Below are 17,094 nucleotides of genomic sequence, written 5' to 3' on the forward strand. Positions count from 1 at the left end.
GGTCCAGGCGCGGAACGCGGAGGCGCCGGCAGGGGCGCCGTTCCGTTGTGCCCACCCGTTCCGCCCCAGCGGAACGATTGCCCACAACGGCGGAAGCGCGCCCACAACGGCGGAAGCGCGCCCGCAACGCGCTACGCCCCCGGCGGTACCGCTCGGCCCCGGCTTATCGACCACGCCACCACCCCCGCCGCCAGGACCCCCGAGCCCGCCAGGACCGAGCCGACCGGGAGGGCGAAGGCGAGGGTGCCGCAGCCGGCGAGGCCGAGCGCGGCGAGGGCGCGGTTCCGGCCGCCCAGGGTCCAGGCGGAGGCGTTCGCGATGCCGTAGTAGACGAGCACGCCGAACGACGAGAAGCCGATCGCGCCCCGTACGTCCACCGTCGCCGCCACCACGGCCACCACCGCGCCCACCGCGAGCTCCGCCCGGTGCGGCACCTGGAAGCGCGGGTGGACGGCCGCGAGGGCCGTCGGCAGGTAGGCGTCCCGGGCCATCGCGAGGGTCGTACGGGACACCCCGAGGATCAGCGAGAGCAGCGAGCCGAGCGCCGCGACGGCCGCGCCCACCACGACCAGCGGCACCAGCCAGTCGGCGTGCGCCGCGCGGGCCGCGTCGGCGAGCGGTGCGGGGGAGGCGGCGAGGGATGCCGGGCCGAGGACGGTGAGGACGCTGACCGCGACGAGTCCGTAGACGGCGAGCGTGAGGCCGAGGGCGAGCGGCACCGCCCGGGGGATGGTGCGGGCCGGACCGCGGACCTCCTCGCCGAGCGTGGCGATCCGCGCGTACCCCGCGAATGCGAAGAAGAGCAAACCCGCGGCCTGGAGCACGCCACCCGTGGTGAGCTCCGTGCCGACCGTCGGGATCCCGCTGCCGCCCGCCCCGAAGGAGACGGCGACGACACAGGCGAGCACCGCGAGGACCACCGCCACGATCACCCGGGTGAGCAGCGCCGACTTCTGAACTCCCCCGTAGTTGACGGCCGTCAGGGCCACCACGGCGGCGACCGCCACCGCGTGCGCCTGCTCCGGCCACACGTAGGTCCCGACCGTGAGGGCCATGGCCGCGCAGGAGGCCGTCTTGCCGGCGACGAACGCCCAGCCCGCCAGGTACCCCCAGAAGGAGCCCAGGCGTTCGCGACCGTACACGTAGGTGCCGCCGGAGGCCGGGTAGAGGGCGGCGAGCCGGGCCGAGGCCATGGCGTTGCAGTACGCGACCACGGCGGCGACGCCGAGCGCCCAGAGCAGCCCCGCCCCGGAGCCGGCCGCGTCCGCCGCGGGCCCGAGCGCGACGAAGATCCCCGCCCCGATCATCGAGGCGAGGCCGATCACGACCGCGTCGAAGAGGCCCAGGGAGCGGCGGAGTTCCGGTGTCATGCTCCGCACATTAGACGCTGAGGCCGGTCTCCCTGAGCGTGATGTTCAGGCGCCCGGTGAGGCCGAGCGCGGGTTCGGCCGTCCCCGGGAACACCTTGGGGACCCCGTGGTGAACCCATCGCGAAGCCCCGCCGAAGACGAAGAGGTCGCCGGAGACGAGGTCGACGTCCTGGTAGGGCCTGCCGCGGTTCTCCTCGTTCCCGAACCGGAACACGCACCGGTCCCCGAGGCTCAGCGACACCACCGGCGCGCCGGAGCGCTCCTCCCGGTCCTGGTGCATCCCCATGCGCGCCCCCGGCGCGTAGAAGTTCACCAGCGCGGTGTCGGGGGTGAAGCCGCCGTGCTCGCCGTAGGCCTCGACGAGCGCGTCCCGGCCCAGCTCGACCAGCCAGTCGGGCAGTTCGAGCCCGATGGTGTCGAGGTAGCGGTACGGCACCCACTGCCGGCCCAGGGCCAGCGACCGCACCGACATCACGCCGCCGCCGGGCAGCACGGTCTGCCGGTACGGGAAGGGCCCGCGCCCCCACTCCCGGCAGGCGTCCACCAGCTCCCGCTGGCGCGCCAACGGGAGCCACGCGGGCACGTGCACCGCCCCGGGCGCCACCGTGACCCGCTCGCGCGGGAAGAGACCTTCACTCACACGAGGCCCCTGACTCACGCGAGGGCCCCTTCGAGCCCGAGGAGCCGCTCCTTGCGGTCGAGCCCGGCGGCGTACCCGCGGAGGTTCCCGTCGGCCCCGACGACCCGGTGGCAGGGCCGCACCACGAGCAGCGGATTGCGCCCGATCGCGGTGCCCACGGCCCGTACCCCGGCGCCGGCCGAACCGACGCGCCGGGCGATCTCCCCGTACGAGACGGTCGTCCCGTACGGGATCTCCTCCAGGGCCCGCCAGACGCGCCGCTGGAACTCCGTCCCGGCGTCACCGGCGAGCGGCAGGTCGAAGCGGTCGCGGCGCCCGGCGAAGTACTCGCCCAGCTGCCCCGAGGCCTCGGCGAAGGCCTCGGGCGCGAGCGTCCAGCCGTCCTCGACCTCGACGGCGCCCTTCTGCCCCGGCAGGGACAGCGAGCGCAGCACGGCGCGGCCCCCTTCGGCGAGCTCTCCGACCAGGAGCATCTCGCCCAGGGGGCCGTCGACGTACGCGTACACGGTCATGACTGGTTCCTCTCCCCGCACGGGTCTTCCTCGGACCCAGTGTGCGGGGACCACCGAGCCCCGGGCTGGCGGTATTCGGACACGACCCTCACGACCTCACGACAGGGGTCAGCGGTAGTTCACGAACTGGATCGCGAAGTCGAAGTCCTTGCCCTTGAGCAGCGCCTGCACGGCCTGCAGGTCGTCCCGGCTCTTCGAGCTGACGCGCAGCTCGTCGCCCTGGACCTGCGCCTTGACGCCCTTGGGGCCCTCGTCGCGGATGGCCTTCGCGACCTTCTTGGCGTTCTCCTGGGAGATGCCCTCCTGGACGGAGGCGAAGAGCTTGTACTCCTTGCCGGACAGCTGCGGCTCGCCCTCGACGTCCAGCGACTTGAGCGAGATCCCGCGCTTGATCAGCTTGGACTGGAAGATGTCGAGGATCGCCATGACGCGCTCCTCGCCGTTCGCCTGCATCAGGATCTTCTCGCCCGACCAGGAGATCGAGGCGTTGGTTCCCTTGAAGTCGTAGCGCTGGGAGATCTCCTTCACGGCCTGGTTGAGGGCGTTGTCGACCTCCTGCCGCTCGACCTTGGAGACGATGTCGAAACTGGAGTCGGCCATGACTCGTGGCTCCTTGCTCGGATGCTTGGGGTACCCCCAAAGCCTAGGGGGTGAGCCGCCGGCCGAACCGCTGATCAATCCGGTGGCGAACCACCCCCGGGGATCAGGTATTGTTTACGTCGTTGCCGGGGAACACCGCAGAAACGCGGTGAACCAAGGCAGCGAACCCATGGCGATGTGCCCGAGTGGCCAATGGGAGCGGACTGTAAATCCGTCGGCTTAGCCTACCCAGGTTCGAATCCTGGCGTCGCCACGTGAAGAAGGTCCCCGGTGCTTGCACCGGGGACCTTCACTCGTTTCCGGGAGGGGCCGGAGGGTCAGTTGCCCGCCACGTCCTTCACCGCGACCGAGAGCGGGACCGAGCCGGCGATCAGTTCCAGGGTGAGGCCCGCGGTCGCCGGGGTGTCGAGGAGTTCCGCGAGGACCGCGGCCACGTCGTCCCGGGGGATCGGGCCACGGCCCGTATGGGCCTCCAGGCGGACCATGCCCGTGCCCGCGTCGTCCGTCAGGGAGCCCGGCCGCAGGATCGTCCACTCCAGGGCCGTACGGGAGCGGACGTCGTCGTCGGCCGCGCCCTTCGCCCGCAGATAGGCGTCGAAGACCTCGTCGCCCGGGTGGGATGCGTCCGCGCCCATCGACGAGACGACCAGATAGCGGCGCACGCCCGCGCGTTCCGCCGCGTCGGCGAACAGCACCGCTGCCCCGCGGTCCACCGCGTCCTTGCGGGCGGCCCCGCTGCCCGGGCCCGCGCCCGCCGCGAAGACGGCCGCGTCGGCGCCCTGCAGCACCGCGGCGACCATCTCGACCGACGCCGTCTCCAGATCCATGTCGACGGGCTCGGCGCCCGCCTCCCGCAGGTCGGCGCCCTGTTCCGGGTTGCGGATGATCCCCGCGACCTCGTGCCCCGCCGCCGAGAGCAGCCTCTCCAGACGCAGGGCGATCTGTCCGTGTCCTCCAGCGATGACGATGCGCATACTCACGACCGTACGTCGGGTCCGGCCTGAGGGCTTCCCGGCTCGGGCGGCCGCTCCGGGCGCGCCTGACGCGGCAGGTCCAGGGCCGCCGCCGAGTCGCAGTACTCCCGCACCGCGCTCGTCCGCGCCACCACCCGACCCCGGTGCACCACGATCCGGCTGTACGCGAGGGACAGCACGCCCGCCAGGCGCTCGCCGCGCACCGCGAGCAGCTCCGCGGGGAAGCCGGCCTCCACCCGCACCTCCGGCAGCCCCATCACGGCCCGCGCCTCGGCGCTCACCGCCCCGTACGCCTCCTGGGGCGCCAGACCGCCGAGCGAGGCCAGCAGGTACGCCGCCTCCAGCGGGTCCCCGCGCCCCACCGGGTTGGCCACGTCCCGCAGCGTCCCGCCGCCCGCCGCGACCCGCACCCCGGCCGCCCGCAGCAGCCGCACCGGCGCCGCCCCGCGCAGCTCCGTGCCGCCGCAGCCGCCCTGCGGCAGGCACACCACCGTCACCCCGGCCGCCGCGAGCCCGTCCGCCGCCCGGCGGGCCGCGTCGGACGGGAGCCGGGAGAGGCCGGCGCACGGCCCGATCGTCACCCCCGGCCGCAGTCCGCCCGCCATCGCCGCGAGCCGGGCCAGGCGGGCCGTGTCGTCCCCGTCGGTGTGCAGGTCGACCGGGACGCCGTTCTCGGCCGCGACCTCCAGGACCGCCTCCACGTAACCGGCCGGGTCCGGGTCGAGGTCCGGGCAGCCGCCGACCACGCCGGCGCCCATCTTCACCGCGTCCCGCAGCATCGCGAGCCCGTCCGCACCCGCGACGCCGGTGAGCAGCCGGGGCACGGCGACGGCCGTCAGATCGGCGAGGCCGCGCAGCGAGCGCCGGGCCTGGAGCACGGCCTCCAGCGGGCCGAGCCCCTGGACGTCGCCGATGCGCACGTGCGCGCGGAGCGCCGTCGCGCCGTGGCCGAGCTGGAGCAGCGCCGCCTCGGTGGCCCGCCGCTGCACCTCCTCGGGGGCGTACGAGACGGGGCCGGGGGTGTCGGCGGAGAGCGCGGTGTCGGCGTGGGCGTGCGGTTCGGCGGCGGCGGGCAGCAGCAGATAGCCGGAGAGGTCGACCCGCGCGCCCACGGAGGGCAGGCTGCCCGCGGTGCCGACGGCCTCGATGCGGCCGCCGACGAGCCGTACGTCCACGGTCCGTCCGTCGGTGAGCCGCGCGTGGGAGAGCAGGAGCGAGGTCGAGTCGGCGGTGGTGGCGGCCCCGTCCTCGGGCGGCTGGGGCTGCTTGCTGTCGGCTGACATCGGGCTCCTCAAGGCTCCTCAAGATCAAGATCACGCAGCGTGGGGCCGAGCCTAGGGGCGCCCGGAGCGTGCTTCGAGAAGGAGCGCAATAGTCGTACCGATGAGGCCACGAGTGGCGTACGGGACGCCTGGTGAGGGCCGTCGCGAGGCCCCGGGGAAACGGATTTGGGTGATGGGCCGCAGACCGTGTAATGTCTTCCTCGCTCGCCCCAATAGCTCAGTCGGTAGAGCGTCTCCATGGTAAGGAGAAGGTCTACGGTTCGATTCCGTATTGGGGCTCTGGTGAGAGGGATCCCGCCTTCGGGCGGGGTCCGGATCATCAAAGCGGTGTAGCTCAGTCGGTAGAGCAAGCGGCTCATAATCGCTGTGTCACCGGTTCAAGTCCGGTCACCGCTACAGACAGTAGCCGATTGTGGGGTCGGTCCTTCGATCGGCTACTCTTCTATGCGTTCATCCGTCCATCCGTCCGTCAAGGAGCACTCACGTGGCTGCCACCGACGTCCGCCCGAAGATCACGCTGGCCTGCGTGGAGTGCAAGGAGCGGAACTACATCACCAAGAAGAACCGGCGTAACAACCCGGACCGTCTTGAGATGAAGAAGCACTGCCCTCGCTGCAACTCGCACACCGCGCACCGCGAGACGCGCTAATCAGGCTCGTACACGAGGCCGTCCCCACTCGGGGGCGGCCTCGTGTCGTTTGTCGGCTCCCCCCGACAGGCATCGGCAACAAATTCAGCAGGAGGTATCGAGTCCATGGCGCTCGACCAGTCCTTCGTGGGCCGGACCTATCCGCCCACCGCGCCCTATGAGGTCGGCCGCGAGAAGATCCGCGAGTTCGCCGAGGCGATCGGTGACGCCAATCCCGCGTACACCGACACCGAGGCGGCCAAGGCGCTCGGACATTCCGATGTGATCGCCCCGCCCACTTTCGTGTTCGCCATCACATTCAAGGCGGCCGGCGCCGTCATCGAGGACCCGCAGCTGGGCCTCGACTACAGCCGCGTCGTCCACGGCGACCAGAAGTTCGCCTACACCCGGCCGGTACGTGCCGGGGACCGGCTCTCGGTCACCTCCACCATCGAGGCGATCAAGTCCCTCGCCGGCAACGACATCCTCGACATCCGGGGCGAGGTCCACGACGCCTCCGGCGAGCACGTCGTCACCGCCTGGACCAAGCTCGTCTCCCGCGCGCCCGAGGGGGCCTGAGCATGACCGCGAAGATCGCCTACGACGAGGTCGAGGTCGGCACCGAGCTGCCCGCGCAGACCTTCCCCGTGACCCGCGCCACGCTCGTGCAGTACGCCGGCGCCTCCGGGGACTTCAACCCGATCCACTGGAACGAGAAGTTCGCGGTCGAGGTCGGCCTCCCCGACGTCATCGCCCACGGCATGTTCACCATGGCCGAGGCGATCCGCGTCGTCACGGACTGGGCCGGCGACCCCGCCGCCGTCGTCGAGTACGGCGTCCGCTTCACCAAGCCGGTCGTCGTCCCGAACGACGACAAGGGCGCCGAGATCGAGGTCTCCGCCAAGGTCGCCGCGAAGCTGGACGACCAGCAGGTGCGGGTCGACATCACGGCCATGAGCGCCGGACAGAAGGTCCTGGGCATGTCCCGGGCCGTCGTCAGGCTCGCGTAGCAGGAGCGGGGAACCGGTCTCGCGCAGCGCGACCGGGGAACCGGGGGAGGGGTGGCCGCGGAAAGCGGTCGCCCGATCCCCTTGACCAAGTTAGTGATTGAGTACTAACTTAGTCACATGGTCAGGATGAGTGCGGAGGAGCGGCGCGAGAGCGTCATCCGCGCGGCGATGAGCGAATTCAGCCGCGGCGGCTACTACGGCACGTCCACCGAGGCGATCGCCAAGCGCGTCGGTGTCTCGCAGCCGTATCTCTTCCGGCTCTTCCCGGGCAAGAAGGCCATCTTCCTGGCCGCCTCCGAGCGCTGCATCAGCGACACCGTGCGCATCTTTGAAGAGGCCGCGGAAGGGCTGTCCGGCGAGGAGGCCCTGCACGCCATGGCCAACGCGTACACCCGGATCATCGCCGAGGACCCCGACCGGCTCCTGATGCAGATGCAGGTGTACGTGACCGTCGCCGCCGCCGAGGCGGCCGGCGACCACGAGTTCGGCGAGGCCGTACGGGCCGGCTGGACGGGGCTCTGGGAGACCGTCCACCTCGCGCTCGGCGCCGACGCCGAGGAGACCACGACCTTCCTGGCGTACGGGATGCTCATCAACACCCTCGTCGCCATGGGTTTCCCGCCCGAGCACCGGGTCTGGGAGGGGTTCTACCCCTCCGCCCGCCGCCTCGGCCGGCTGGAGAAGTAGCGCCGCCCGCGTTCGCACGTCCCGGCTTTTCTGTGGGCGCGAAAGTTAGTCAGTGATAACTAACATGAGATCTGAGGGGCAGAAATGAGTCAGCCAGCAGCCCGCCGCGGTTCCGCCGCCTGGGCCCTCGTCATCACCAGCGTCGCCGGCTTCATGGCGGCCCTCGACAACCTCGTCGTCACCACCGCGCTCCCGTCCATCCGCGAGGACCTCGGGGGAGCGCTGGACGACCTCGAATGGACGGTGAGCGCCTACACCCTCACCTTCGCCGTCCTGCTCATGTTCGGGGCCGCCCTCGGCGACCGCTTCGGCCGCCGCAGGCTCTTCGTCGTCGGCCTCGCCGTCTTCACCGGCGCCTCCGCCGCGGCCGCGCTCGCCCCCGGCATCGAGGCACTGATCGCCGCCCGCGCCGTCCAGGGCGTCGGCGCCGCGATCATGATGCCGCTCACCCTCACCCTGCTCACCGCGGCCGTCCCGGCCGCCAGACGAGGGATGGCGTTCGGCATCTGGGGCGCCGTCAACGGCCTCGCCGTCGCCTCCGGTCCGCTGATCGGCGGCAGCCTCACCGAGCACATCTCCTGGCAGTGGATCTTCTGGCTGAACGTCCCGCTCGGCCTCGCCCTCCTGCCGCTCGCCCGGCTGCGCCTCGCCGAGTCGCACGGCGCCGGAGCCCGCCTCGACATCGCCGGCACGCTCCTCGCCAGCGGCGGCCTGTTCGGCATCGTGTACGGGCTGATCCGCGGCCCGATCGACGGCTGGACCTCCGCCACCGTCCTCACCGGACTGATCGCCGGCTCCGCGCTCATCGGCGGATTCATCCACCACGGCATCCACAACAAGGCGCCCATGCTGCCCATGCGGCTCTTCCGCAACCGCGCCTTCTCCGGCATCAACGCGGCCAGCCTGCTGATGTTCCTCGGCATGTTCGGCTCGATCTTCCTGCTCAGCCAGTACATGCAGGGCGTTCTCGGCTACTCGCCCACCGAGGCGGGGCTGCGGATGCTGCCCTGGACCGGCATGCCGATGATCGTCGCGCCGATCGCGGGCGCCCTCTCCGACCGGATCGGCGGCCGCCCGGTCGTCGCCGCGGGCCTCGCCCTCCAGGCGATCGGCCTGGCCTGGTTCGCGCTCGTCCTGACGCCCGACGCCTCGTACGCCGTCCAGCTGCCCGCCCTCGTCCTGAGCGGCATCGGCATGGCGCTGTACTTCGCACCCGCGGCCAACCTCGTCATGTCCAGCGTCCGCCCGTCCGAGCAGGGCATCGCGTCCGGCGCCAACAACGCGCTGCGCGAGGTCGGCGGCGCGCTCGGCGTCGCCGTGATGGCCTCGATCTTCTCCGCGCAGGGCGGGTACGAGTCGGGCGAGAGCTTCGTCGACGGCCTGGTGCCCGCGCTGTGGGCCGGCGCCGGGGCGGTGGCCCTGGGCGCGGTGGCGGTGCTCTTCGCCCCGTCACGGCGCCAGGAGGCGCGACGGAAGGCGGAGACGCAGGCCGCGGCCGGGACGGAGCCCGCGGCAGGGGCGGAGTCCGGGGCGGGGGCGGAGTCCGGGGCGGGGGCGGAGTCCGGGGCCGGGAAGCGGCGTCTGATCGACGCGTGACGGCACCCGCGGCACCGCGCCCGCGACGGCCCCGCCACTCCGGGCGGGGCCGTCGCCTTTTCTCCCGCCGCGGATGCGCCCGTACGCTTGAGCCCGTGCAGCAGATCGCAGACGCCCCCCTCGCGCCCCTGACCACCTTCCGGCTCGGCGGGCCCGCCACCCGGCTCGTCACCGCCACCACCGACGACGAGGTGGTCGCGGCCGTCCGCGAGGCCGACGCCGCCGGGACCCCGCTGCTGATCATCGGCGGCGGATCCAACCTGGTCATCGGGGACAAGGGCTTCGACGGCACGGCGCTGCGCATCGCCACCACCGGCTTCCACCTGGACGGCACGCGCCTGGAGCTCGCCGCCGGCGAGGTCTGGACGGACGCCGTCGCGCGGACCGTCGAGGCCGGGCTCGCCGGGATCGAGTGCCTGGCCGGCATCCCCGGCTCGGCCGGCGCGACCCCCATCCAGAACGTCGGCGCCTACGGCCAGGACGTCTCCGCCACCGTCACCGAGGTCGTCGCCTACGACCGGCGCGCCGAGGAGACCGTCACCCTCACGAACGCCGAGTGCGCCTTCTCGTACCGGCACAGCCTCTTCAAGGACCAGCCCGACCGGTACGTCGTGCTCCGGGTCCGCTTCGAGCTCGAGGACGCCGACGGGCTCTCCGCGCCGATCAAGTACGCGGAGACCGCCCGCGCCCTGGGCGTCGAGGCGGGGGACCGGGTGCCGCTCGCCACCGCCCGCGAGACCGTGCTGCGGCTGCGCGCCGGCAAGGGCATGGTCCTGGACCCGGAGGACCACGACACCTGGTCCGCGGGCTCCTTCTTCACCAACCCGATCCTCACGGCGGGGGAGTACGGGACCTTCCTCGCGCGCGTGGCCGAGAGGCTCGGCCCGGACGTCACCCCGCCGGCCTTCCCGGCGGGCGAGGACGGCGCCGTGAAGACCTCGGCGGCCTGGCTGATCGACAGGGCCGGCTTCACCAAGGGGTACGGCTCCGGGCCCGCCCGGATCTCCACCAAGCACACGCTCGCCCTGACCAACCGCGGCGAGGCGACCACCGAGGACCTCCTCGCCCTCGCCCGCGAGGTCGTCGCCGGGGTACGGGACGCCTTCGGGATCACCCTGGTCAACGAGCCCGTCACCGTGGGCGTCGAGCTGTAGCGTCTAGTACGCGACGCCGACGCCCTGCTTGAGCGTCGCCGGGTCGTCGATCATCGCCAGCATCGCGTGCGCCACGTCCGCGCGGGCCAGGGAGCGGCCCCGGGACGGGGTGCCGCCGACGACCTTGCGGTACCGGCCGGTGCCCGGCTTGTTCGTCAGCTTGGGCGGGCGTACGGAGGTCCAGTCGGCTTCGCTCGCGGCGAGGTCCGACTCCATGACCCGCAGATCGGCGTAGACGTCCTTCAGGACGTTGTTGATGATCGCCAGGACGGCCTTGTCGACCAGGGCCTGGCCGTCCGGGACCGGGCCCAGCGGGGCCGCGCTGACCACCAGGAGCCGGCGCGTCCGCTCGGCCTGCATCGCCGTGAGCACCGAGCGGGTGAGGCGCGCCGCCACGCCCGCGTCCGCCCGGCTCCGGGCGCCGAGGCCCGAGAGCACCGCGTCGCGGCCCGCCACGGCCCCGCGCAGGGCCTCCGGGTCGGAGAGGTCGGCCCGGAGGACCGTCAGGCGCGTGCCGGTCACGGTGAGCCGTGCCGGGTCCCGTACCACCGCCGTCACCTCGTGGCCCGTGGCCAGTGCCTGCCGGACGATCTCCTGGCCGATGCCGCCGGTCGCGCCGAAGACTGTGAGCTTCATGTCGCACCCTCCCGGGGTGGGTAAGTGTTCACTCACCCCCAGGGTGAGTGGATACTCACTCAGACGTCAAGCGTGGCTGGAGGATGCATGGAACAGAGGCCGACCCGGACCCGGATCGTCGACGCCGCCCGTGACCTCATGCGGACGGCGGGGCTCGCCCGCACCACCACCAAGGAGATCGCCAAGGCGGCCGGCTGCTCGGAAGCCGCGCTCTACAAGTACTTCAGCAGCAAGGAAGAGCTCTTCCTGACCGTCCTGAACGAGCGCCTGCCCCAGCTCGGCGGACTCCTCGGCACCCTCGTCGCCGACCCCGGCGGCCGCACCGTCGAGGAGAACCTCACCGAGGTCGCCCGGCAGGCCGCGCTCTTCTACGAGCAGACCTTTCCGGTCGTCGCCTCCCTCTACGCCGAACCGCAGCTCAAACGGCGCCACGAGGAGGTCATGCGCACCTACGGCAGCGGCCCCCACAAGCCCATCGAGGGCCTCGCCGCCTACCTCCGCGCCGAGCAGCGGCACGGCCGCGTCAGCCCCGACGCCGACCCGGTGGCCGCCGCCTCCCTGCTCCTCGGGGCCTGTGTGCAGCGCTCCTTCGCCTGGGAGATGAGCCCGGACCGCCGGCCGCCGGACTCCCTCGACGACTTCGCGCGCTCACTCGCCCGCACCCTGCTCCGCGGGATCGGCTAGGCGATCCAGTCGTCGATCCCCGCCAGGAGCTTCGCCCTGACGTCCTCCGGCGCCGCCGAGCCCCGCACCGACTGACGGGCCAGCTCCGCCAGCTCCGCGTCCGTGAACCCGTGGTGCCGCCGCGCGATCTCGTACTGGGCGGCAAGGCGTGAGCCGAAGAGGAGCGGGTCGTCGGCGCCCAGGGCCATCGGGACGCCCGCCTCGAAGAGGGTCCGCAGCGGGACGTCCTCGTGCTTCTCGTACACCCCGAGGGCCACGTTCGACGCCGGGCAGACCTCGCAGGTCACGCCCTTCTCGGCGAGCTTCCGCAGCAGCCGCGGGTCCTCCGCCGACCGCACCCCGTGGCCGACCCGCGCCGCCCGCAGATCGTCCAGGCAGTCCCGTACCGACGAGGGACCCGTCAGCTCGCCGCCGTGCGGGGCCGCGAGCAGGCCGCCCTCGCGAGCGATCGCGAAGGCCCGGTCGAAGTCCCGGGCCATGCCCCGCCGCTCGTCGTTGGAGAGCCCGAAGCCGACCACGCCCCGGTCCGCGAACCGCACCGCGAGCCGGGCCAGGGTCCGCGCCTCGAGGGGGTGCTTCATGCGGTTCGCCGCCACCAGGACCCGCATCCCGAGCCCGGTCTCCCGAGAGGCCGCGTCGACCGCGTCCAGGATGATCTCCAGGGCCGGGATCAGACCGCCGAGATGCGGGGCGTACGAGGTGGGGTCGACCTGGATCTCCAGCCACCCCGAGCCGTCCCTGACGTCCTCCTGGGCCGCCTCCCGGACGAGCCGCTGGATGTCCTCCGGCGCGCGCAGGCAGGAGCGGGCGATGTCGTAGAGCCGCTGGAAGCGGAACCAGCCGCGCTCGTCGGTCGCCCGCAACTTCGGAGGCGTACCGCTGCTCAGCGCCTCCGGGAGACGCACGCCGTACTTGTCGGCCAGCTCGATGAGCGTCGTGGGCCGCATCGAACCGGTGAAGTGCAGGTGCAGATGGGCCTTGGGCAACAGGGTGAGATCGCGTACATGCTCCATTGGCCGATACTGCCGCACCCGAATGGACGAATACAGTCCGTTTCCCCGATCGGGACCTTGCTAGAACGCAAAAACGGGCCCCCGGTTCCGGAGAACCGGGGGCCCGCACCTCAAGAGGATCAGTCGCGCGCCTCGGCGAGCAGCTTCTGGATCCGGGACACGCCCTCCACCAGGTCCTCGTCACCGAGCGCGTACGAGAGCCGCAGGTAGCCCGGGGTGCCGAAGGCCTCGCCCGGGACGACCGCGACCTCGGCCTCGTCCAGGATCAGCGCGGCGAGGTCGACCGAGGTCTCCGGGCGCTTGCCGCGGATCTCCTTGCCGAGCAGCCCCTTCACCGACGGGTACACGTAGAACGCGCCCTCCGGGGTCGGGCAGAGCACGCCCTCGATCTCGTTGAGCATCCGCACGATCGTCTGGCGGCGGCGGTCGAAGGCCTTGCCCATCTCCTTGACCGCGTCCAGGTTGCCGGACACGGCGGCGAGCGCGGCCACCTGCGCCACGTTGGAGACGTTGGACGTGGCGTGCGACTGCAGGTTGGTCGCGGCCTTCACGACGTCCTTCGGGCCGATGATCCAGCCCACGCGCCAGCCCGTCATCGCGTACGTCTTCGCCACGCCGTTGACGACGATGCACTTGTCGCGCAGCTCCGGCAGGACGGCCGGGAGCGAGACGGCCGAGGCGTCGCCGTAGACCAGGTGCTCGTAGATCTCGTCCGTGAGGACCCACAGGCCGTGCTCGACGGCCCAGCGGCCGATCGCCTCGGTCTCGGCCTCGCTGTAGACGGCACCGGTCGGGTTCGAGGGGGAGACGAAGAGGACGACCTTGGTCTTCTCCGTGCGCGCCGCCTCCAGCTGCTCCACCGAGACCCGGTAACCGGTGGTCTCGTCGGCGACGACCTCCACCGGGACACCGCCCGCGAGGCGGATCGACTCGGGGTACGTCGTCCAGTACGGCGCCGGGACGATGACCTCGTCACCCGGGTCGAGGATCGCGGCGAAGGCCTCGTAGATCGCCTGCTTGCCGCCGTTGGTCACCAGGACCTGGGAGGCGTCGACCTCGTAACCGGAGTCGCGCAGCGTCTTGGCGGCGATCGCGGCCTTCAGCTCGGGCAGACCGCCGGCCGGCGTGTAGCGGTGGTACTTCGGGTTCTTGCAGGCCTCGACGGCCGCGTCGACGATGTAGTCCGGGGTCGGGAAGTCGGGCTCACCCGCGCCGAAACCGATCACCGGGCGCCCGGCGGCCTTGAGGGCCTTGGCCTTGGCGTCGACGGCGAGGGTGGCGGACTCGGAGATCGCACCGATCCGGGCGGAGACCCGACGCTCGGTGGGAGGGGTAGCAGCGCTCATACGGGCCATCGTCCCAGACCGCGTCGAGGCCCGGCACACAGGTTTCAAGGACCGGACAGGACCGGTCATTACCGGTCGTACGCGCGTCCTACGGCAGGTCGGCGCGCTTTCTGTTCGACGTAGGGGCCCCGGACCACGTATGCTCACTCCTCGTTGGCCCGCACCGACCACATCTCACGATGCGGTACGTTGGGGGGCACCGACAAAGGGTCGTAGCTCAATTGGTAGAGCACCGGTCTCCAAAACCGGCGGTTGGGGGTTCAAGTCCCTCCGGCCCTGCTACACACACCGCCAGGTGTTGTGCGCATGTACGTACTTCATTGCACCGCCGTGCGGCTCCACCCGGGCGCGGCACGGCCGACCCGGAATCAGGTGAGAGATCGTGACGGACGCCGTAGGCTCCATCGACATGCCTGATGCCGACGACGAGACCGCAGAGTCGAAGAAGAAGTCCCGCAAGGGCGGGAAGCGCGGAAAGAAGGGCCCTCTTGGCCGTCTCGCGCTCTTCTACCGCCAGATCATCGCCGAGCTCCGCAAGGTCGTCTGGCCCACGCGCAGCCAGCTGACGACGTACACCACCGTGGTGATTGTCTTCGTCGTCATCATGATCGGCCTTGTCACCGTGATTGACTATGGCTTCCAGGAAGCAGTCAAGTACGTCTTCGGCTGACTTTTTGTTCCACCCCATCTGTATCGCAGGAAGAAGCAGCCACCGTGTCTGACGCGAACCTGAACGACGCCTTCGAGTCCGAGTCCGTCGAGGACGAGCTGGACATCGTCGAGGCCGCCGACGAGGACGTCGAGGACGTCGAGGTCGACGCTGCTGAGGACGCTGCGGACGAGGACGTCGAGAGCGACGAGGCCGAAGAGGCCGACGAGGACGAGACCGACGAGGTCGAGGCCGAGGTCGAGGACGCCGAGGAAGAGACCGAGGAGGAGGCCGAGCCGGCCGCCCCGGTCGACCCGGTCGCCGCGCTCCGCGAGGAACTCCGCACCCTCCCCGGCGAGTGGTACGTCATCCACACCTACGCGGGCTACGAGAAGCGCGTGAAGGCCAACCTCGAGCAGCGCGCCGTCTCGCTCAACGTCGAGGACTTCATCTACCAGGCCGAGGTCCCCGAGGAAGAGATCGTCCAGATCAAGGGCGGCGAGCGGAAGAACGTCAAGCAGAACAAGCTCCCCGGCTACGTTCTCGTCCGCATGGACCTGACGAACGAGTCCTGGGGCGTCGTCCGCAACACGCCCGGCGTCACCGGCTTCGTGGGCAACGCCTACGACCCGTACCCGCTGACCCTGGACGAGATCGTCAAGATGCTCGCCCCGGAGGCCGAGGAGAAGGCCGCCCGCGAGGCCGCCGAGGCCGAGGGCAAGCCGGCTCCGGCCCGCAAGCTGGAGGTCCAGGTCCTGGACTTCGAGGTCGGCGACTCGGTCACCGTCACCGACGGCCCGTTCGCGACCCTCCAGGCCACGATCAACGAGATCAACCCCGACTCGAAGAAGGTCAAGGGCCTCGTCGAGATCTTCGGTCGCGAGACCCCGGTCGAGCTCAGCTTCGACCAGATCCAGAAGAACTGATCTCACCGTCTTCCGACCAGGTCAGAGTGGCTCTCGAAGCCGCTCTGACCTGCTCGGTTTTTAGCCGCACGTCTATACCCGTTATCGTTGTGCGGTATGCCTGCATCCGGATGACCGGAAGGCGGGCTGAACACTCTCACTAGGACCCGGAGAGAGCAATGCCTCCCAAGAAGAAGAAGGTCACGGGGCTTATCAAGCTCCAGATCAACGCCGGTGCGGCCAACCCGGCCCCGCCGGTCGGCCCCGCGCTCGGTCAGCACGGCGTCAACATCATGGAGTTCTGCAAGGCCTACAACGCCGCGACCGAGTCGCAGCGTGGCATGGTCGTGCCGGTGGAGATCACGGTCTACGAAGACCGCACCTTCACCTTCATCACCAAGACTCCGCCGGCCGCCAAGCTGATCCTCAAGGCCGCGGGCGTGGAGAAGGGCTCCGGCGAGCCGCACAAGACCAAGGTTGCCAAGCTCACGGCCGCCCAGGTCCGCGAGATCGCCACGGTCAAGCTCCCCGACCTCAACGCCAACGACCTGGACGCCGCGTCCAAGATCATCGCTGGCACCGCCCGCTCCATGGGCATCACGGTCGAGGGCTGATCACCCCCCCTCGTGACCTCAGTGGTAGGGCCGGCGCGGCCCGCACCACGACTCCATACCTGAACCAACAGGAGAAGCAGTGAAGCGCAGCAAGGCTCTCCGCTCCGCGGACGCCAAGATCGACCGCGAGCGGCTCTACGCTCCCCTCGAGGCCGTCCGCCTCGCGAAGGAGACCGCCACCACGAAGTTCGACGGCACCGTCGAGGTCGCCTTCCGCCTGGGTGTCGACCCGCGCAAGGCCGACCAGATGGTCCGTGGCACCGTGAACCTTCCGCACGGCACCGGCAAGACCGCCCGGGTCCTGGTCTTCGCGACCGGTGAGCGTGCCGAGGCCGCGATCGCCGCGGGCGCCGACATCGTCGGCTCCGACGAGCTCATCGACGAGATCTCCAAGGGCAACCGCCTGAACGAGTTCGACGCCGTTGTGGCCACCCCGGACCTCATGGGCAAGGTCGGCCGCCTCGGCCGCGTCCTCGGCCCGCGTGGTCTCATGCCGAACCCCAAGGTCGGCACCGTCACCCCCGATGTCGCGAAGGCTGTCAACGACATCAAGGGCGGCAAGATCGAGTTCCGCGTCGACAAGCACTCGAACCTCCACTTCATCATCGGCAAGGTTTCCTTCGATGACACGAAGCTGGTCGAGAACTACGCCGCGGCGCTGGAGGAGATCCTCCGTCTGAAGCCGTCCGCCGCCAAGGGTCGCTACATCAAGAAGGCCGCCCTCACCACCACGATGGGCCCCGGCATCCCGCTGGACTCCAACCGCACCCGCAACCTCCTCGTCGAGGAGGAC

The 17,094-nt window shown here is 71.1% G+C and carries 20 protein-coding genes and 4 tRNA genes; 15 read left to right on the forward strand and 9 right to left on the reverse strand.

Annotated features, from left to right (window positions below; translation table 11 throughout):
• Positions 1–131: 131 nt before the first annotated feature.
• From ACWGN5_RS39780 to ACWGN5_RS39795, 4 genes are all read right to left on the reverse strand, one after another.
• The gene (locus ACWGN5_RS39780; RefSeq protein WP_453523347.1) at positions 132–1,370 is read right to left on the reverse strand and encodes an APC family permease; all 1,239 of its coding nucleotides are present in this window, start codon (positions 1,368–1,370) and stop codon (positions 132–134) included.
• Positions 1,371–1,380: 10 nt separating this feature from the next.
• Complete coding sequence (locus tag ACWGN5_RS39785; protein ID WP_453523349.1) at positions 1,381–2,010, reverse strand: alpha-ketoglutarate-dependent dioxygenase AlkB family protein; 630 nt, start codon at positions 2,008–2,010, stop codon at positions 1,381–1,383.
• Positions 2,011–2,024: 14 nt separating this feature from the next.
• A complete protein-coding gene (locus tag ACWGN5_RS39790) occupies positions 2,025–2,522 on the reverse strand; it encodes a methylated-DNA--[protein]-cysteine S-methyltransferase (protein WP_453523351.1) in 498 nt (165 codons plus the stop codon).
• Positions 2,523–2,630: 108 nt separating this feature from the next.
• Positions 2,631–3,122, reverse strand: a complete 492-nt coding sequence (locus ACWGN5_RS39795) for a YajQ family cyclic di-GMP-binding protein (RefSeq protein WP_030687924.1) — start codon at positions 3,120–3,122, stop codon at positions 2,631–2,633.
• A gap of 171 nt (positions 3,123–3,293) precedes the next feature.
• Between ACWGN5_RS39795 and ACWGN5_RS39800 the strand changes: the two genes are divergently transcribed.
• Positions 3,294–3,375: transfer RNA gene (locus ACWGN5_RS39800), tRNA-Tyr, on the forward strand.
• Between the two features lie 64 nt (positions 3,376–3,439).
• Here the strand turns inward: ACWGN5_RS39800 and ACWGN5_RS39805 are convergent.
• Positions 3,440–4,096, reverse strand: a complete 657-nt coding sequence (locus ACWGN5_RS39805; protein WP_453523353.1) for an SDR family oxidoreductase — start codon at positions 4,094–4,096, stop codon at positions 3,440–3,442.
• Positions 4,097–4,098: 2 nt separating this feature from the next.
• Positions 4,099–5,379, reverse strand: a complete 1,281-nt coding sequence (locus ACWGN5_RS39810) for an amidohydrolase family protein (protein WP_453523355.1) — start codon at positions 5,377–5,379, stop codon at positions 4,099–4,101.
• A 206-nt stretch (positions 5,380–5,585) separates the two neighbouring features.
• On the opposite strand from ACWGN5_RS39810, the gene ACWGN5_RS39815 reads away from it, so the two are divergent.
• The 8 genes from ACWGN5_RS39815 (at position 5,586) to ACWGN5_RS39850 (ending at position 10,454) form a co-directional block, all read left to right on the forward strand.
• Positions 5,586–5,658: transfer RNA gene (locus ACWGN5_RS39815), tRNA-Thr, on the forward strand.
• Positions 5,659–5,702: 44 nt separating this feature from the next.
• Positions 5,703–5,775, forward strand: a tRNA-Met gene (locus ACWGN5_RS39820).
• Between the two features lie 88 nt (positions 5,776–5,863).
• Complete coding sequence (gene rpmG / locus ACWGN5_RS39825) at positions 5,864–6,028, forward strand: 50S ribosomal protein L33 (protein WP_003956487.1); 165 nt, start codon at positions 5,864–5,866, stop codon at positions 6,026–6,028.
• 105 nt (positions 6,029–6,133) lie between these two features.
• The gene (locus ACWGN5_RS39830; protein ID WP_030687915.1) at positions 6,134–6,586 is read left to right on the forward strand and encodes a MaoC family dehydratase N-terminal domain-containing protein; all 453 of its coding nucleotides are present in this window, start codon (positions 6,134–6,136) and stop codon (positions 6,584–6,586) included.
• 2 nt (positions 6,587–6,588) lie between these two features.
• Positions 6,589–7,017 (forward strand): MaoC family dehydratase, encoded by a 429-nt coding sequence (locus ACWGN5_RS39835; RefSeq protein ID WP_453523357.1) that lies wholly within the window; start codon positions 6,589–6,591, stop codon positions 7,015–7,017.
• Between the two features lie 117 nt (positions 7,018–7,134).
• Positions 7,135–7,704 (forward strand): TetR/AcrR family transcriptional regulator, encoded by a 570-nt coding sequence (locus ACWGN5_RS39840; RefSeq protein ID WP_453523359.1) that lies wholly within the window; start codon positions 7,135–7,137, stop codon positions 7,702–7,704.
• Positions 7,705–7,788: 84 nt separating this feature from the next.
• Positions 7,789–9,300 carry an MFS transporter gene (locus ACWGN5_RS39845; RefSeq protein WP_453523361.1) on the forward strand — a complete coding sequence of 504 codons (1,512 nt, stop codon included), beginning with the start codon at positions 7,789–7,791 and terminating at the stop codon, positions 9,298–9,300.
• Positions 9,297–10,454: a UDP-N-acetylmuramate dehydrogenase gene (locus ACWGN5_RS39850; protein ID WP_453523363.1), complete on the forward strand. Its 1,158-nt coding sequence runs from the start codon at positions 9,297–9,299 to the stop codon at positions 10,452–10,454. Before ACWGN5_RS39845 ends, ACWGN5_RS39850 begins: the two co-directional genes overlap by 4 nt.
• 3 nt (positions 10,455–10,457) lie before the next feature.
• On the opposite strand, the gene ACWGN5_RS39855 is transcribed toward ACWGN5_RS39850, so the two are convergent.
• The gene (locus ACWGN5_RS39855) at positions 10,458–11,090 is read right to left on the reverse strand and encodes an NAD(P)-dependent oxidoreductase (protein WP_453523365.1); all 633 of its coding nucleotides are present in this window, start codon (positions 11,088–11,090) and stop codon (positions 10,458–10,460) included.
• 87 nt (positions 11,091–11,177) lie between these two features.
• Between ACWGN5_RS39855 and ACWGN5_RS39860 the strand changes: the two genes are divergently transcribed.
• Positions 11,178–11,774: a TetR/AcrR family transcriptional regulator gene (locus ACWGN5_RS39860; RefSeq protein ID WP_453523367.1), complete on the forward strand. Its 597-nt coding sequence runs from the start codon at positions 11,178–11,180 to the stop codon at positions 11,772–11,774.
• Here the strand turns inward: ACWGN5_RS39860 and ACWGN5_RS39865 are convergent.
• Together ACWGN5_RS39865 and ACWGN5_RS39870 are read right to left on the reverse strand one after the other, a co-directional pair.
• A complete protein-coding gene (locus tag ACWGN5_RS39865) occupies positions 11,771–12,787 on the reverse strand; it encodes an adenosine deaminase (RefSeq protein WP_453523369.1) in 1,017 nt (338 codons plus the stop codon). The genes ACWGN5_RS39860 and ACWGN5_RS39865 overlap by 4 nt on opposite strands.
• Before the next feature lie 119 nt (positions 12,788–12,906).
• On the reverse strand, positions 12,907–14,133 hold the full coding sequence (locus tag ACWGN5_RS39870) for a pyridoxal phosphate-dependent aminotransferase (protein ID WP_453523371.1): 1,227 nt from the start codon (positions 14,131–14,133) through the stop codon (positions 12,907–12,909).
• Positions 14,134–14,339: 206 nt separating this feature from the next.
• Between ACWGN5_RS39870 and ACWGN5_RS39875 the strand changes: the two genes are divergently transcribed.
• The 5 genes from ACWGN5_RS39875 to rplA all read left to right on the forward strand — a co-directional run.
• A tRNA-Trp gene (locus ACWGN5_RS39875) sits at positions 14,340–14,412 on the forward strand.
• Between the two features lie 103 nt (positions 14,413–14,515).
• Positions 14,516–14,803 (forward strand): preprotein translocase subunit SecE, encoded by a 288-nt coding sequence (secE, locus tag ACWGN5_RS39880; protein WP_189800410.1) that lies wholly within the window; start codon positions 14,516–14,518, stop codon positions 14,801–14,803.
• A 44-nt stretch (positions 14,804–14,847) separates the two neighbouring features.
• Positions 14,848–15,708, forward strand: a complete 861-nt coding sequence (gene nusG / locus ACWGN5_RS39885; RefSeq protein ID WP_453523373.1) for a transcription termination/antitermination protein NusG — start codon at positions 14,848–14,850, stop codon at positions 15,706–15,708.
• Positions 15,709–15,866: 158 nt separating this feature from the next.
• Positions 15,867–16,301, forward strand: a complete 435-nt coding sequence (rplK, locus tag ACWGN5_RS39890; protein ID WP_030687894.1) for a 50S ribosomal protein L11 — start codon at positions 15,867–15,869, stop codon at positions 16,299–16,301.
• Between the two features lie 79 nt (positions 16,302–16,380).
• Positions 16,381–17,094: 50S ribosomal protein L1 (gene rplA / locus ACWGN5_RS39895; RefSeq protein ID WP_453523376.1), on the forward strand; the 714-nt coding region annotated here is incomplete at its 3' end.

Source organism: Streptomyces sp. NPDC055815 (genome assembly GCF_053616475.1).

What these genes read in the sequence shown, in the direction of transcription:
- ACWGN5_RS39780 (WP_453523347.1), bottom strand. Translation starts at nt 1,370, where the DNA reads ATGACACCGGAACTCCGCCGCTCCCTGGGCCTCTTCGACGCGGTCGTG.
- ACWGN5_RS39790 (WP_453523351.1), bottom strand. Translation starts at nt 2,522, where the DNA reads ATGACCGTGTACGCGTACGTCGACGGCCCCCTGGGCGAGATGCTCCTG.
- ACWGN5_RS39795 (WP_030687924.1), bottom strand. Translation starts at nt 3,122, where the DNA reads ATGGCCGACTCCAGTTTCGACATCGTCTCCAAGGTCGAGCGGCAGGAG.
- ACWGN5_RS39805 (WP_453523353.1), bottom strand. Translation starts at nt 4,096, where the DNA reads ATGCGCATCGTCATCGCTGGAGGACACGGACAGATCGCCCTGCGTCTG.
- ACWGN5_RS39810 (WP_453523355.1), bottom strand. Translation starts at nt 5,379, where the DNA reads ATGTCAGCCGACAGCAAGCAGCCCCAGCCGCCCGAGGACGGGGCCGCC.
- ACWGN5_RS39830 (WP_030687915.1), top strand. Translation starts at nt 6,134, where the DNA reads ATGGCGCTCGACCAGTCCTTCGTGGGCCGGACCTATCCGCCCACCGCG.
- ACWGN5_RS39835 (WP_453523357.1), top strand. Translation starts at nt 6,589, where the DNA reads ATGACCGCGAAGATCGCCTACGACGAGGTCGAGGTCGGCACCGAGCTG.
- ACWGN5_RS39840 (WP_453523359.1), top strand. Translation starts at nt 7,135, where the DNA reads ATGGTCAGGATGAGTGCGGAGGAGCGGCGCGAGAGCGTCATCCGCGCG.
- ACWGN5_RS39845 (WP_453523361.1), top strand. Translation starts at nt 7,789, where the DNA reads ATGAGTCAGCCAGCAGCCCGCCGCGGTTCCGCCGCCTGGGCCCTCGTC.
- ACWGN5_RS39855 (WP_453523365.1), bottom strand. Translation starts at nt 11,090, where the DNA reads ATGAAGCTCACAGTCTTCGGCGCGACCGGCGGCATCGGCCAGGAGATC.
- ACWGN5_RS39860 (WP_453523367.1), top strand. Translation starts at nt 11,178, where the DNA reads ATGGAACAGAGGCCGACCCGGACCCGGATCGTCGACGCCGCCCGTGAC.
- ACWGN5_RS39865 (WP_453523369.1), bottom strand. Translation starts at nt 12,787, where the DNA reads ATGGAGCATGTACGCGATCTCACCCTGTTGCCCAAGGCCCATCTGCAC.
- ACWGN5_RS39870 (WP_453523371.1), bottom strand. Translation starts at nt 14,133, where the DNA reads ATGAGCGCTGCTACCCCTCCCACCGAGCGTCGGGTCTCCGCCCGGATC.
- rplK (WP_030687894.1), top strand. Translation starts at nt 15,867, where the DNA reads ATGCCTCCCAAGAAGAAGAAGGTCACGGGGCTTATCAAGCTCCAGATC.